General features: G+C 77.3%; 10 protein-coding genes. 3 read left to right on the top strand and 7 right to left on the bottom strand.

Translation table 11 applies throughout. The features are described from left to right. Nucleotides 1-142 precede the first annotated feature (142 nt). The 3 genes from BMZ16_RS15085 to BMZ16_RS15075 are packed head-to-tail and all read right to left on the bottom strand — an operon-like array spanning nt 143 to nt 3,370. The gene (locus tag BMZ16_RS15085) at nt 143-928 is read right to left on the bottom strand and encodes an MBL fold metallo-hydrolase (RefSeq protein ID WP_089801882.1); all 786 of its coding nucleotides are present in this window, start codon (nt 926-928) and stop codon (nt 143-145) included. Next, on the bottom strand, nt 925-3,123 hold the full coding sequence (locus BMZ16_RS15080) for an alkaline phosphatase family protein (RefSeq protein ID WP_089801880.1): 2,199 nt from the start codon (nt 3,121-3,123) through the stop codon (nt 925-927). The genes BMZ16_RS15085 and BMZ16_RS15080 overlap by 4 nt, the downstream gene beginning before the upstream one ends. A gap of 4 nt (nt 3,124-3,127) precedes the next feature. Beyond that, nucleotides 3,128-3,370 (bottom strand): DUF3046 domain-containing protein, encoded by a 243-nt coding sequence (locus tag BMZ16_RS15075; protein WP_089801878.1) that lies wholly within the window; start codon nt 3,368-3,370, stop codon nt 3,128-3,130. A 65-nt stretch (nt 3,371-3,435) separates the two neighbouring features. On the opposite strand from BMZ16_RS15075, the gene BMZ16_RS15070 reads away from it, so the two are divergent. Together BMZ16_RS15070 and BMZ16_RS15065 are read left to right on the top strand one after the other, a co-directional pair. Then, nucleotides 3,436-8,511, top strand: a complete 5,076-nt coding sequence (locus tag BMZ16_RS15070; protein ID WP_089801876.1) for an Lhr family ATP-dependent helicase — start codon at nt 3,436-3,438, stop codon at nt 8,509-8,511. 18 nt (nt 8,512-8,529) lie between these two features. After that, nucleotides 8,530-9,351: a DNA-formamidopyrimidine glycosylase family protein gene (locus BMZ16_RS15065; protein ID WP_089801873.1), complete on the top strand. Its 822-nt coding sequence runs from the start codon at nt 8,530-8,532 to the stop codon at nt 9,349-9,351. A gap of 84 nt (nt 9,352-9,435) precedes the next feature. On the opposite strand, the gene BMZ16_RS15060 is transcribed toward BMZ16_RS15065, so the two are convergent. The 3 genes from BMZ16_RS15060 to pgsA form a co-directional block, all read right to left on the bottom strand. Next, nucleotides 9,436-9,798, bottom strand: a complete 363-nt coding sequence (locus BMZ16_RS15060; protein WP_089801871.1) for a helix-turn-helix domain-containing protein — start codon at nt 9,796-9,798, stop codon at nt 9,436-9,438. 246 nt (nt 9,799-10,044) lie between these two features. Continuing rightward, entirely contained in the window at nt 10,045-10,515 is a 471-nt protein-coding gene (locus tag BMZ16_RS15055; RefSeq protein WP_089801869.1) for a CinA family protein, read from the bottom strand. Then, nucleotides 10,512-11,105: a CDP-diacylglycerol--glycerol-3-phosphate 3-phosphatidyltransferase gene (gene pgsA / locus BMZ16_RS15050; protein ID WP_089802170.1), complete on the bottom strand. Its 594-nt coding sequence runs from the start codon at nt 11,103-11,105 to the stop codon at nt 10,512-10,514. The genes BMZ16_RS15055 and pgsA overlap by 4 nt, the downstream gene beginning before the upstream one ends. Nucleotides 11,106-11,256: 151 nt before the next feature. Here pgsA and BMZ16_RS15045 point away from each other — a divergent pair, with 151 nt between their 5' ends. Continuing rightward, nucleotides 11,257-12,522 carry a CapA family protein gene (locus tag BMZ16_RS15045; protein ID WP_369822633.1) on the top strand — a complete coding sequence of 422 codons (1,266 nt, stop codon included), beginning with the start codon at nt 11,257-11,259 and terminating at the stop codon, nt 12,520-12,522. A 96-nt stretch (nt 12,523-12,618) separates the two neighbouring features. Here BMZ16_RS15045 and BMZ16_RS15040 read toward each other — a convergent pair whose 3' ends face one another. Beyond that, entirely contained in the window at nt 12,619-14,793 is a 2,175-nt protein-coding gene (locus tag BMZ16_RS15040) for a putative bifunctional diguanylate cyclase/phosphodiesterase (protein ID WP_089801865.1), read from the bottom strand. Nucleotide 14,794 lies beyond the last annotated feature (1 nt).

Raw genomic sequence — 14,794 nt, 5'->3', positions numbered from 1 at the left:
GACCACCGACATCCCGACCGGACCGCCCCCACCCCCGCGACCGGCTCGTCACCGGGTAGGGCTGTGGTCGGCTCGACCGTGTCACCGGGCACCACGCTACCCGAACACCTGTTCGACGCCTACCACGACACGCGCGTGTCGCTCACGGTGCGGCGGGTACCCGCACCGGGTCCACCACCACGGCCTCGCCGGGCGCGAGCACGCAGGGCCGCACGTCCGGCGCCTCCCGGTGCACCGCCGCCTCGAACGCCCGCCCGCCCCGGTCCATCCAGCCCGGCGGCAGCCGGCGACCCGCGGGTGCGTGCAGCGTGCCCCAGTGCACGGGGACCGCGACCCGGGCACCCACCAGGGCGCACACCCGGGCCGCCTCCACAGGGTCGAGGTGGCCCCCCGACAGCCGCGGACCCCACCCCCCGACCGGGACGAGCGCGAGATCCACGGGCGCACCCGCGAGCTCCGGGACGCGCGCCAGCCCCGGGAACGGACCGGTGTCCCCGGCGAACCACACCGTCACGCCGGCGCCGCGCACCACGAACCCGGTGGCGGCGTTCGGGCGGTGCGGCATGGGGCGGTGACCGTGCTCGGCCGGGACGGTGCGCACCCGCACGTCACCCGCGACGGTGCGCCACCGGCCCTCCGGCAGCCCGACACCGTCCACACCGTGCGTGCTGAGCCAGTGGGCGCTCGAGGGTGCCGCCAGCACGGGCACCGGTCCCAGCATGCGCAGCGACGCGAGCTCGGCGTGGTCGTGGTGCAGGTGCGACACGAGCACGGCGGCCGCGCCGCGCCAGTCGGCCCGCCGCGGGGCGCCCCCGCGGCGGCGCAGCAGCCCGGCGTGCGGCAGCAGCAGGGGGTCGGTGACGAGCCGCACGCCCCCGACGTCGAGCACGACCGTCGCGTGCCCCAGCCAGCGCACCCGCACGCTCATGCGCGCTCCCCCGCGGCGGGCCGCCCCGCCGCGACCGGGCGCCCTCGCAGCCCGCGCTCCCCGAGCCACGCGACCAGCTGCGCGTGCACCGCGTCCGCTCCGACGAGCATCCGGCGCCCGTCGACGTCCTCGCACCGTGCGTCGTCGACCCCGAGGTCCGCCGGGTGCAGCAGGAACGCGAGGTTCTGCGCACCGCCCAGACCGCCGTGCGAGCCGACCTGCCCCTCGAACGCGTGGACCTGGTCCCGCGGCCCCACGGTGGAGACCAGCAGCAGGTCACCGGTGTGCGGCAGGCGCGCGGCGCGCGCCAGGTCCGCCCGGGCGCGCGACGGGTACGCCGCCAGCGGGTCCACGCCCTCGACCACGTCGCCCTCCGCCTCCAGCAGACGCAGCCCCGAGTCCCCGACCGCGACGAGGCCGCGCGTCCGGGAGTCGACGACGACGACCCCGACGGCGGGCCGCGCCGCCAGCCCGGCCACCAGCCCGGGCCACCGCTCCTGCAGGTCCTCCAGCACCAGCCGCTCCGGCGCCTCGGGGAACCACACGAGCCCGAGGTTGCCCGAGCCCACCACGACCACGTCCGGCACGGCCCCGCCGGCGTCGGCGGTCGGGCGCGCGGCCCGGCCGTGCTCCCGCACGCGCGGGACGCCGTCGTCGCGCCGCACCCGGCCCCGGTGCCGGTCGGCGCCCGCGTCCGGCCCGAGCACGACCGGGTCGGCGGACCGCCCGAGCACGCTGGTCAGCAGCGCGTTGAGCGGACCCCAGCCCTCGCCGTCGGCGCTCTCCACGCCCTCGAGGCCGGGCTCGGCCATCAGCGCCCGGACGGTCTCCAGCAGGGACCGGCCCTCCACCTGGTCGAACGTCGCCCCGAGCGTCTGGCCGTGGTCCGAGAGCACGACGACGTCGTAGCGGCGGGGCGCCAGGGGCGCCACCTCGTCGAGGATCCGCACGACCTGGTCGAGACCCTCGAGCGAGCGCAACGACTCGGGGCGCGTGGGACCGGCGTGGTGCGCGACCTCGTCGTAGTCGACCAGGTCGACGTAGACCGTCGGGTCGCCGCGCACGAGCGCCTCCGCGACGAGCGACGTGGCCAGGTCGCGCAGCAGCACGTTGGACACCGCGCGGAGCAGCACGTACCAGCCGCCCCGGGACACGCGCGGCCGGACGTCGTACACCGCCTGGCGGCGCGCCTGGTAGAGCTCCTTGACGATCTCGCCCGCGGTGCCGGCCACGGCACGGGCCAGCACGAACGGTCGGGCGAAGAAGCGGACGTACCCGGGACCGGGGCCCAGCCCGTGACGCCGGCTGCGGCTCATCACGAGGTACGACGACGCGGCGTCCCCCGAGAACATGGTCGCGACCGCCGTGCCGCCGCCCGACAGCAGCCCCGTCCCGTCGCTCATCCGCTCCTCGACGACCGCGGCGTCGGCGGGGTGGTTGGTCACGACCAGCCGGCCCAGGCCGCGGTCCCACCAGCGGAACGCCGGGATCGCGTCGGCGGCCCCGTGGAGCAGACCGGCCTGCGCCGCGGGCGTCGTGCTGGGGACGGCCGACCACCAGGTGGTCAGCCGGTGGCTCCCGGAGTCGACCCAGCGCTGCAGGGTCGGGACCAGCCCGGCGTCCATGGCCTGCTCCAGGACGGGCGCACCCACGCCGTCGAGCTGCACGACGAGGAGCCCGGGCGGCCGCACGACGCCCGCCGGCGCGCCCGCCGGGGCGCGGCGCCGGGCGCGACGGACCACGTCGGCCACGACGTACGCGTTGTCGCTCGACCCCCACAGCCACCGCCCGGCCGCCATGACGGCCGCGGTGACGAGCAGGACCCACAGCACCGACCACCCCGAGCGCACCTCCACGCCCGGGGCGACCTGCAGCGCCGCCCACACGACCAGGACCTGGGCCGCCAGACCCGTGACGAGGGCACCGGCGGCACCCGCCACCCCGGCCAGCAGCCGCAGCGGCGCGCGGAGCGCGAGGTCGCCGACGCCCACCGCGAGCGCGACCAGCAGCACGCCCCACGGTGTGACGGCGGAGATGCCGTCCACCAGGGCGATCGCGATCCCGAGCCCGAGCGCCGTCACGGCGAGCGCGAACAGCGCGTCGAGGACGTCGCCGGGGCGGGGCAGCCACCGCGCGCGGCCCGCCGGCGCGGGCGTGTCGCCCTCGCCGCCCGCCGCGGGACCGGCCCCGGTCATCGCGTCAGCGCCCCGCCTGCCGCGGTGGCGCCTGGCGGTGCTGGTCCCTGCCCCACCGGTCGGACTCCGGGACGCCGAGGGCGTCGCACAGCGCGTGCCACACGACGCGTGGCTCGACCCCGTCGGCGAGGGCGGCGGCCCCGGTCCGGCCGCCGAGCTCGCCCAGGACCATCTCGTCGAGCAGCAGCCGGCCCTGGACGGGGCCCAGCACGTCGTCCACCAGACCGGCCAGCTCGCGATGCCTCACACCCCCAGCCTGCCACCGTGCGGCGGGACCGCGCGCGTGTCGGTGGCGCCCGACACAATGGCCCCGTGGTTCTCGACCGGTTCTCCGCGCCGACCCGTGCGTGGTTCACGGGCGCCTTCGACGCGCCCACGGCCGCGCAGGCGGGTGCGTGGGAGGCCGTCGCGGGGGGCGACCACGCGCTGGTGGTGGCGCCCACGGGGTCCGGCAAGACGCTCGCGGCGTTCCTCTGGGGTCTCGACGGCCTGCTGACGGGGCCGGCGCCGCAGGACCGGACCCAGCGCTGCCGCGTGCTGTACGTCTCGCCGCTGAAGGCGCTGGCCACGGACGTGGAGCGGAACCTGCGCTCCCCGCTGGTCGGCATCCGGCAGGCGGCGACCCGCCTGGGGACGACCCTGCCGGAGGTCACCGTCGGCATCCGCACGGGTGACACCCCGCCCGCGGAGCGCCGGGCGTTCGCGACCTCCCCGCCGGACGTGCTCATCACGACACCGGAGTCGCTGTACCTCGTGCTCACGTCCGGTGCCCGCCGCGGCCTGGCCGGCGTCCGCACGGTGATCGTCGACGAGATCCACGCGGTCGCCGGGACGAAGCGCGGTGCGCACCTCGCCGTCAGCCTGGAGCGCCTCGACGCCCTGCTCGAGGCGGAGGGCGGCCCGGGCCCGGCCCAGCGGGTGGGCCTGTCCGCGACCGTGCGGCCCGTCGACGCCGTCGCCTCCTTCCTCGGCGGCGCGCGCACGCCGCAGGACGGCGGGCGGCCCGTGGTCGTGGTGCAGCCGCCCTCGCAGAAGGTGATCGAGGTCGACGTCGTGGTCCCCGTGCCCGACCTGGGCGACCTGGCGGCCGCGGGCCGGCCGGGCGCGGCGGGGACCGCACCGGGGTCGGTCGGACGGTACGGCGGCCCGGGCATCGACCCCGACCTGGCGGGTTTCGGCGCGCCGGCGCCCGGCGCCCCGGCGCCCACGGTCGAGGACCAGCGACCCCGCGCGTCCATCTGGCCGCACGTCGAGGAGCGGGTGGTCGACCTGGTGGCGGCGCACCGGTCGACCCTGGTGTTCACCAACTCCCGGCGCGGGGCCGAGCGTCTGACCGCCCGGATCAACGAGGTCTGGGCCGAGCGCCACGGTGCCGACGTCCCGGACCCCGGGTCGGTGCGTGCGGCGGCCGTGCCCGGGCAGTCGGGCACGGCGGCGGGCGTCGACACGCGGGACGCCGCGACGATCGTGGCGCGCGCGCACCACGGGTCGATGAGCCGCGCGGAGCGCACCCGCACCGAGACCGAGCTCAAGGCGGGCCGGCTGCCGGCCGTGGTGGCCACCAGCTCCCTCGAGCTCGGCATCGACATGGGTGCCCTCGACCTGGTCGTCCAGGTGGGCGCGCCGCCGTCGGTCGCGAGCGGTCTGCAGCGCGTGGGGCGTGCGGGTCACCAGGTCGGTGCGGTGTCCCGCGGCGTGGTCTTCCCGACGTACCGCGGCGAGCTGGTGCCGGCGGCGGTGACCGCGCAGCGCATGCGCACCGGGGAGCTCGAGGCGCTCGCCGTCCCGGCCAACCCGCTGGACGTGCTGGCCCAGCAGGTGGTCGCGATGGTGGCCGTCGACGACTGGCCCGTCGACGACCTGGCGCGTGTCGTGCGCCGTGCCGCACCCTTCGCCCACCTGGGTGACGTGACCCTGCGCGCCGTGCTCGACATGCTCGCCGGGCGCTACCCGTCGGAGGACTTCGCCGAGCTGCGCCCGCGGGTGGTGTGGGACCGCGTCGCGGACGTCCTGTCGGGGCGGCCCGGTGCGTTGCGTCTCGCCGTCACCAGCGGCGGCACGATCCCGGACCGCGGCATGTTCGGGGTCTTCCTGGCCGGCGGCGACACGACGGCCGACGTGGCGGTGGACGCCGAGCGCACGGGCGGTCGGCTGCGCGGCGGCAAGCGCGTCGGCGAGCTCGACGAGGAGATGGTCTACGAGTCGCGCGTCGGGGACACGTTCACGCTCGGGTCGAGCACGTGGCGCATCGAGGACATCACGCCCGACCGCGTGCTCGTCACGCCCGCACCCGGCATCCCGGGGCGGCTGCCGTTCTGGAAGGGTGACGCGCCCGGCAGGCCGGCCGAGCTGGGCCGGGCGGTGGGCGCGTGGGTCCGCGAGGTCGCGGCGCTGCCGGACGCGGGCGCGCGGGCGCGGGCCGAGGGTGCGGGGCTCGACCCGTGGGCCGCCGACAACCTGCTGGCGTACCTGCGCGACCAGCAGGCCGCGACGGGGCAGCTGCCGAGCGACACCGTGCTGGTCGTGGAGCGGTTCCGCGACGAGCTGGGTGACTGGCGCGTCGTGCTGCACTCGCCGTACGGGGCGCGGGTCCACGCCCCGTGGGCGCTGGTGCTGGCCGGCCGCCTGCGGGAGCGCTACGGGGTGGACGCGGCCGCGATGCACGCCGACGACGGCATCGTGCTGCGCCTGCCGGACGTGCTGGACGGCGCGGCGGACAGCGCGTGGGGCGAGGACGCGGGCGCGGGCGACGGCCCCCGGCTGACCCTGGAGGACCTGCTGCTCGACCCGGACGAGGTGCTCACCGCCGTCCGGGACGAGCTCGGCGGGTCCGCGATGTTCGCGGCCCGGTTCCGCGAGGCGGCCGGGCGCGCGCTGCTGCTGCCGCGCCGCCGCCCGGACCGCCGTCAGCCGCTCTGGCAGCAGCGCCAGCGCGCGGCACAGCTGCTGGAGGTCGCCGCCCGGTACCCGGACTTCCCGATCCTGCTCGAGGCCGTGCGCGAGTGCCTCCAGGACGACTTCGACACCGAGGCCCTGTCCGGGCTCATGCGGGACGTGGGGACCGGACGTGTGCGCGTCGTCGAGGTGACGACGCCGCACCCCTCGCCGTTCGCGCAGTCGCTGCTGTTCGGCTACACCGCCCAGTTCCTCTACGAGGGCGACGCCCCGCTCGCCGAGCGGAGGGCCGCTGCACTCACGCTCGACCCCACGCTGCTCGCCGAGCTGCTCGGTACCGGCGGCGAGTCGCAGCTCGCCGACCTGCTCGACCCCGAGGCGGTCGAGCGCACCGAGGCCGAGCTGGCCGGCACCGCCCCGGACCGCCAGGCGGGGTCCCTGGAGCAGGTCGCCGACGTCCTGCGGCGCCACGGTCCGCTCACGGCGGCCGAGGTCGCGGCCCGCACCCGCCCCGAGCTGCGCGACGCGGTCCCGGTGTGGCTCGACGAGCTCGCGGCGGCGCGACGGGCCATCCGGGTCCGCCTCGCGGGGGTGCCGGCCGACCGCGCGGAGCAGTGGGCAGCGGTCGAGGACGCGGGACGGCTGCGCGACGCCCTCGGCGTGGCGCTGCCCGTCGGGGTGCCGGAGGTCTTCACCGAGGTGCTGCCCGACCCCCTGGCCGACCTGCTGCGCCGGCACGCCCGCACGCGCGGGCCGTTCGCCGCCGCCCAGGCCGCGTCCCGGTTCGGCCTGGGCGTCGCCGTGGTGACCGAGGTGCTGCGGCGGCTCGAGACGTCGGGCGTCCTGGTGCAGGGCCGGCTGCGGCCCGACGTGCTGGGCGGCACCGGCGACGAGTTCTGCGACGCCGACGTGCTGCGCCGGCTGCGGCAGCGCTCGCTCGCGGCGCTGCGCGCGCAGGTGGAGCCCGTCGACCCGCAGGCGCTGGGGGTCTTCCTGCCGCAGTGGCAGGGTGTGCAGGCCGTCGGGCGGCGGCTCTCGGGCCTGCGCGGCGTCGACGCGGTGGCCCGTGCCGTCGAGCAGCTGGCAGGCTTCGCCGTGCCGGCGTCCGCGCTGGAGACCCACGTGCTGCCGGCGCGGGTGCCCGACTACGTGCCCGCGATGCTCGACGAGCTGACGGCCGCCGGTGAGGTGCTCTGGGCCGGGCACGCCCCGCTGGCCGGGCACGACGGGCTCGTCTCGCTGCACCCCACCGCGGTCGCGGACCTCACCCTCGCCCCGGTGCCGGACCTCGACGACCCCGACGCCCCGGCGGCCGACCGCGTGCACCGGGCGGTGCTCGCGGCGCTCGAGGGCGGCGGAGCCTGGTTCCTCGCCGCGATCGTCGAGCGCGTCGCCGCGGAGTGGCCGGACGAGGACGCGCCGCCGGGCACCGCAGGCGTCCTGACCGCCCTGTGGGACCTGGTGTGGGCGGGTCGCGTCACCAACGACGGCCTGGGACCGCTGCGCGCGTGGCTGGCCGGGGGCTCCACCGCGCACCGCACCCGCCCCGCCCCTGCGCGCGGGCGTCCGGTGCGGCCGCGCCTCGGTCTGCGTGCCGGTGGCCGGCTCGGTGTGGGACCGACGGGGACCGTGCCCCGTACGGCCGGACCGCCCTCCGGGCCGGGCGCCGGGCGGTGGTCGCTGCTCCCCGCGCGGGAACCGGACGTGACGGTGCGCGCGCACGCCCTGGCGGCCCAGCTCCTGGACCGGCACGGCGTCCTGACGCGGGCCGTCGCGCCCGCCGAGGGCATCGGCGGGCGGTTCGCCGCGGTGTACCGCGTGCTGACCGCGCTCGAGCAGTCGGGCCAGGTCCGCCGTGGGTACTTCGTCGAGCGGCTGGGCGGGTCGCAGTTCGCCCTGCCCGGTGCGGTCGACCGGCTGCGGACCGACGCGGAGGTCGTCGACCGTGCCCGTGAGCAGGCGGCCGACCGCCGCGACGCCGGACCCGCGGGGCCGACGCTCCCGTGGCAGGACGTCGCCCCGCCGGCATGGGGTGGCCCTGCCGGGCCGGGCACCTGGTCGCCCGGTGCGGGGAGCCCCGCGTCCCGGCAGGAGGCACCGTGGTCCGTGGTGCTGGCCGCGACCGATCCTGCCAACCCGTACGGCGCCGCGCTGGCCTGGCCCGACGCGCCGCCGGGGCGCGACGCGACCGGCCACCGCCCGGGCCGCAAGGCCGGTGCGCTCGTCGTCCTGGTCGACGGGGCGCTCGTGCTCTACCTCGAGCGCGGCGGGCGCACCCTGCTGACGTTCACCGACGACCCCCCGCCACTCGCAGCGGCCGCGCAGGCGCTCGCCGTCACCGCGCGCGACCGCCGCACGGGTCGGCTGACCGTGGACCGGATCGACGGGGCGCCCGTCCTGTCCGCCGACGTCCTGCGCTCCCCCGTGGTCACCGCCCTCACGGCGGCGGGGTTCGTCACCACGCCGCGCGGCCTGCGGCTGCAGGTCGCGTGAGGGACCCCGGAGGACGTCGTGCCCGAGGGTGACGTGCTGCGGCGCACCGCCGCGCACCTGGACCGGGCGCTGGCCGGCCGTCGGCTGATCCGGGCCGACCTGCGCTGGCCGACCGCGGCGACGGTCGACCTGGTCGGCCGCACCGTGCTGGGCACCCGGCCGTACGGCAAGCACCTGCTCACCCGGTTCGACGACGGCCGCACCCTGCACACGCACCTGCGCATGGACGGGACCTGGCGCATCGTCCCCACGGGCGGGCCACGCGCGGGTGCGCGCTCCCCCGACGTCCGGGCCGTCCTGGGTGACGAGCGCTGGACCGCGGTGGGACACCACCTGGGCATGCTCGACGTGGTCCCGACCAGCGCGGAGCGGACCCTGCTCGCGCACCTCGGCCCGGACGTCCTCGACGGCGACTTCGACAGCACGCCGGGCGTCCCGTGGGCGGGGCCCCCGGTGCTCGACCTGCCCACGCCGGGGATCGAGGAGGCGCTGCGGCGATGGGCCGCTCAGGGCACCCGGCCGGTCGCGGAGGTGCTGCTCGACCAGCGGGTCGCGGTCGGCATCGGCACGATCTTCACCGCCGAGGCGCTGTTCGCGCGGGGGTGGTGGCCCTGGGCCCCGGCATCGGGGGTGACGGACGCCGCGGAGGTGCTGCGCGCGGCGCGGGCGCTGCTGCGGGCCTCGGTCGCGCAGGGCCGGCCGACGGCGGCCGTGTACGGCCGGCAGGGTCGCACGTGCCTGCGGTGCGGTGCGCGCGTCGCGCGCGGGGACGTGGGCGAGCAGCCCACGCAGCGGCAGGTCTACTGGTGCCCGGGCTGCCAGGTCCGAGGTCGTCCCTGACCGAGGAGCGCCGACTGCGGGTCCCCTGTGGCATGCCGACCGCGCGCGCGTCGCCTCGGCGACGCGCGCGGGACGGGTGCCGGCTCAGCCGACGGGTGCGAGCTCCGAACGCGGCATCGCCCATCCGGCGTCGCCGCCGAGCGCACGGTCGGTACCGCCGACGCCCGCGCAGGCGGTCAGGTCCGCAGGCACGGTGTCGGGGATCAGCAGACCCTCCGCCACGGCGACACGGTCGCTGACCTCACGCAGCACGAGGGAGAGCGGCACGTCGAGCGCGTCGCAGATGCTGCTGAGCAGCTCGGACGACGCCTCCTTCTGCCCACGTTCGACCTCGCTGAGGTACCCCAGCGAGACGCGGGCGGCCGAGGAGACCTCACGCAGGGTGCGGCCCTGGCGCTGGCGCGCGTCCCGCAGGACGTCGCCGATCTCTCGTCGCAGGACGACCATCTGGGCTCCTCCCCTCACGTCGTGTCCCCGGTCCTCCGACGGACCCGCCCCACGGGGGGCCGTCGCACTTGCCGCTCCCGGCCGAGGAGCCGGGAGACGTCCACCGTACCGCGCGCCGCCCACACGTGCGCCTGTGCCGCGCAGCGGCGGTCGGGTGCTGGTCATACCCCACCCAACGCGACGTCCCCGCGAGGTGTTCCCGGAGCCGGCGACGGATGCGGGTGACATGGCGGGTGACTCCCGGGCTCAGCGGCCCAGCACCTCCGCGGCGAGGCCCAGGACCGCCGCGCAGGCCGCGGTGCGCACGTCCCGGCGGTCGCCGGGCAGGTGCAGGCTGCGCACGTGGTCGCCCTCGGGGGTGACCACCGCGACGTGCACCGTGCCCGGTGCGTGGCCGTCCTGCGGGTCGGGGCCGGCCACGCCCGTGGTCGCGAGCCCCACGTCGGCGGCGAGGCGCTGCCGCACGCCCGTCGCCATCGCGACCGCCACCTCGGGGTCCACCGCGCCGCGCGCCGCGAGCAGGGCGGCGTCGACCCCCAGGACGCTCGCCTTGAGCTCCGTGGCGTACGCGACCACCCCGCCGCGCAGGACGCGCGAGGCGCCGGGCACGTCGACGAGCGTGGCCGTCACCAGACCACCGGTGAGCGACTCCGCCACGGCCAGCGACCACCCGCGCCGCGCCGCGGCGTCGAGGACGGCGGCCGGCGCGACGCTCACAGCCCGGCCGCCGGCGGCAGCCCGGCAGCGCGCCGGATCCGGACGGCGTCCCGGACGTAGTCGAGCCCGGTCAGCACGGTGACCAGGACGGCGACGGCCATGACGACGGCGGCCAGGACCCCGACGACCGCCGGCAGGTGGTCCAGCGGCAGCAGGTACAGCGAGATCGCCACGGCCTGCAGCACGGTCTTGAGCTTGCCGCCCCGGGAGGCGGGCAGCACCACGTACCGCAGCAGGAAGAACCGCATGACGGTGATGCCCAGCTCGCGCACGAGGACCACCACGGTGACGAACCACGACAGGTCCCCCAGCCACGACAGCAGCACCAGGGCGCTGCCGATGAGCAGCTTGTCCGCGATGGGGTCGAGCATCTTGCCGAGGTCGGTCACCTGACCGGAGCGGCGCGCGAGCCACCCGTCGAGGCGGTCCGACGCGGCGGCGAGGACGAAGAGCCCCGTGGCCAGCAACCGGCCACCGACGGTGTGCCCGCCGTCGGCCAGCAGCGCCACGGCGAAGAACGGGACCACGGCGATGCGCAGCACGGTGACGACATTGGCCGGGTTCCAGGCGGAGGGAGCGTCGGAGACCACGCGCACAGCCTAAGCGCCGGGCGGTGGGCCGCCCGACCGGGTGCCCCTCACCTGCGGCACCACACGTCCGGCGGTGTCGTGGGCCGGCCCGTCGGGCTAGCGTCCGGGCGTGCCTCGACATGCCCGGGACCCGGGAGCAAGGGTGCTCCCCGTGGCCGTGGTGAGCACCCTGGCCGCGCTGGTGCTGGTCGGCGCGGCCGGCGCCGCCGGCGCACTCGCCTCCGGGCCCGCACCGGCACCGCCCGTCCCGACGGTGGCGGGGACCCACGCGTCGCGCCCGACCGCGACGCCCACCCCGCGGCCCGCTCCGGACCCGGACGTGGAGCTCACCGTCGTCGCCGCGGGCGACGTCCTGCCGCACATGCCCGTCCTGCGCTCGGCCCGGGCCGGCGACGGCTACGACTTCGGCCGCCTGCTCGATCCGCTCGACCCGTGGGTGCAGGGCGCGGACCTGGCGCTGTGCCACCTGGAGGTGCCCGTCGCGCCGGGCCGCTCGGCACCGTCGGGCTACCCCGTCTTCGGGGCCCCGGCGGAGCTCGCGGCGGGGCTGGCCGACCAGGGCTGGGACGGCTGCTCGACCGCCTCGAACCACGCGGTCGACCGCGGGTGGGCGGGCGTCGTCGCCACGCTCGACGCGCTCGACGCCGCGGGGCTGGGACACGCGGGCACCGCACGGTCGGCGGTCGAGGACACCGCACCGCAGCTCTACCGCCTGGAGCGCGCCGGCCGCACGGTGACCGTCGCGCACCTCTCGGCGACCTACGGCACGAACGGCATGCCGGTCGACGCCGACAAGCCGTGGTCCGTGCAGCTGCTCGACGCGGACGACGTCCTCGCGCGAGCCGGTGCGGCCCGTGCCGCCGGAGCCGACGTCGTCCTGGTCAGCCTGCACTGGGGGACGGAGTACCGCACGGCACCGACCGACGTGCAGCGGGCGGTCGCGCAGCGCCTCGCCGACGCCGGCACGGTCGACCTCGTGATCGGGCACCACGCCCACGTGCCCCAGCCGGTCGAGCAGCTGGCCGGCGGTCCGGGTGGCGCCGGGATGTGGGTCGCCTACGGCCTCGGCAACTACGTGTCCAACCAGGACGAGGCGTGCTGCTCGCCCGCCACGGCGTCCGGGCTGCTGCTGACCGCCCAGGTCGTCGCGACGGGGGCCGACCCGGCCGCCGGAACACCTGCCGGGCCCGCGCGCGTGGTCGGGGTGCAGTGGACGCCCGTCACGGTGGACCGCCGCGGCGGGCACAGGGTGCACGCGCTCGTCGACGTGCCGACCGGCACGGCGGGCCTCACGGCCGCCCAGGTCGCCGACCGGCTCGCGCTCGTGCGTGCCGCCGCGGGCACCGCGGCACCCGAGCGACCCGCACCGACCTCACCCACGGGACCCGGACCGGTGGCCGTCCCGCGTGGTCGGTGAGCCGGGCCGCACGTCCCCGCTGCTCCTCCCGCACCCACGCTGGTGCGTCCCGCGGCACGCGGCGCACGCCCCCGCCGCGGGGCGCCGCAGCCGGCGTCAGGGCATCGGGCGCGCGCCGCCGTACAACCAGCCCTGCCCGTACCGCCAGCCGTTGCGGCGCAGGAAGTCGGCCTGCTCCTCGTTCTCGATGCCCTCGGCGATCGTGACCATCGCGAGTTCGCGGGCCAGCGCACCCAGCGCGCGCACCACCTTGCCGGCCGTCGGGTCGTGCGGGATGCCGGAGGTGAACGACATGTCGAGCTTGACCCCGGCGACCGGCAGGTCGCGCAGGTAGGACAGGGGCGAGACGCCCGTGCCGAAGTCGTCGAGCAGGATCGGCACGCCCGCGGCCGAGAGCTGCGTCAGCTCGTGGCGGATGCGGGTGCCGGACGCGACCAGGGACGACTCGGTGAGCTCCAGGACGAGCCGGCCCGCCGTCACCCGGTGCCGCGAGAGGTCCTGCAGCAGCCGCGTGGCGAGCTCGGAGTCCCCCAGCTGGTCGGCGGACACGTTGACGGACACCCAGCGTCCGTCGTCGGCGGTCCCCGCCAGGTGCTCCACGACCTGCGTGGCCACGAGCTGCCCGAGCAGCACGGACACCCCGGCCTCCTGCACCTGGGGCAGGAACGCCCCCGGCAGCAGCAGCCCGCGATGGGGGTGCTGCCACCGCACCAGCGCCTCGTACCCGACGACGTGCCCGTCGGACAGGTCGACGATCGGCTGGTAGTGGACCACCAGCTCACCGGCCTCGATGGCCTCCACCAGCTCGCGGTGCACGTTCGAGGGCGCGGCGATCTCCATGGAGGTGTCGTAGACCTCGGTGCGGCCGCGGCCGCTCTGCTTGGCCCGGTAGAGGGCCGCGTCGGCCGCCGCCAGCAGCGTCGGCGCACCCGCCTCGACCAGGTGCGGCTCGGCCAGCGCGATGCCGATGCTCGCCCGGACCCCGAGCCGCCGACGGCCGACCCGGACGGGCTCGGCGAGCCCGGAGTGGATCTCGTTCGCGACCTCGAAGACCGCCTTGGCGGCGTGCACGTCCTGCAGCACCACGACGAACTCGTCACCGCCGAGGCGCGCGACGGTGCCGCTGCCGGACGTCGCGGCGCGCAGCACCCCGGCGACGTGCACGAGGATGTCGTCGCCCGCGGCGTGGCCGTACCGGTCGTTGATGTCCTTGAAGCCGTCGAGGTCGCACGCGAGCACCGCGATGCGGTCCACCGCACCCGGCTGGGCGAGTGCCGCCTGCAGCACCTCCTGCAGCAGCGTGCGGTTCGCCAGCCCCGTCAGCGGGTCGTGCATGGCCCGGTGGGTGAGCATCTCGGCCTGCATCCGGGACTCCGTGGCGTCGCGGACCTGGACGACGAAGTGGTCCGGCCTGCTGTCGGCGGCGCGCACGAGCGCCGCGTCCAGGACGACCCACACGAGCTGGTCGTCGGCGCGCCGGCACCGCATCTCCAGCGAGAACCGTTGCTGGCCGCCGCCGAGCAGCTTGTCCATCTCCATGCGCTGGGCGGCGCGGTCCTCGGGCGCGCTGAGCTCGTCGACGCGGTAGCCCCGCAGCGCCGCGGCGTGGGTGCCGAGCAGCTCGGCGAGCGCCACGTTGGCCTCGGTGATCCGCCAGTCCAGGTCCACGAGGGCCATGCCGATCGGCGCGTTCTCCATCGCGACCCGGAACTGCGTCTCGCTGCGGGACAGCGCCACCTCCACGTCGTGGCGGGCGGTGATGTCGACCACCGTGGTGAGCACGGCGATCTCCCCGTCCTCCTCGGCGGGCACGGTGCGGCTCGTCACCTGCACCACCGACGGCCGGTTGCCCGGGCCCGGTGGCACCAGCGTGACCACCGTGGTGCGCTCGTCCGCGTCGCCCTCGTGCCGGCCCAGCACCAGACCGGGGTTCACGGCGAGGCCCCGGTCGTCCAGCAGGACGACCGGGAGACGCGAGACCGGCACCCCGACGACGGCCTCCCGCTCGACGCCGAGGATCTGCGCGGCCCGCTCCGACAGGTCGAGCACGTGCCCGTCCCGCGACTGCACCACGACACCCTCGGCGGTGACGCGCTGCAGCGCGTCGTAGCGCCGGTGCAGCTGCCGGGCCACGCGGACCAGGTCGGCGTTGCGCCGGGCCTGCGACCGCTCACGGCGCAGCAGCACCAGCACGGTCGCGAGCGCGCCGACGGCGACCACCGCGATGACCGTGGTGACGATGCTGTACGGGCCGACCAGACCAGCGTCCACG

This window comes from Cellulomonas sp. KH9 (assembly GCF_900114185.1).
Lineage (GTDB): Bacteria > Actinomycetota > Actinomycetes > Actinomycetales > Cellulomonadaceae > Cellulomonas.
This window is presented reverse-complemented; position numbering and strand designations above follow the sequence as displayed.

Bases quoted from the DNA above. Each gene is read 5' to 3' on its own strand.
- BMZ16_RS15085 (WP_089801882.1), bottom strand. From the start codon at position 928: ATGAGCGTGCGGGTGCGCTGGCTGGGGCACGCGACGGTCGTGCTCGAC.
- BMZ16_RS15080 (WP_089801880.1), bottom strand. From the start codon at position 3,123: ATGACCGGGGCCGGTCCCGCGGCGGGCGGCGAGGGCGACACGCCCGCG.
- BMZ16_RS15060 (WP_089801871.1), bottom strand. From the start codon at position 9,798: ATGGTCGTCCTGCGACGAGAGATCGGCGACGTCCTGCGGGACGCGCGC.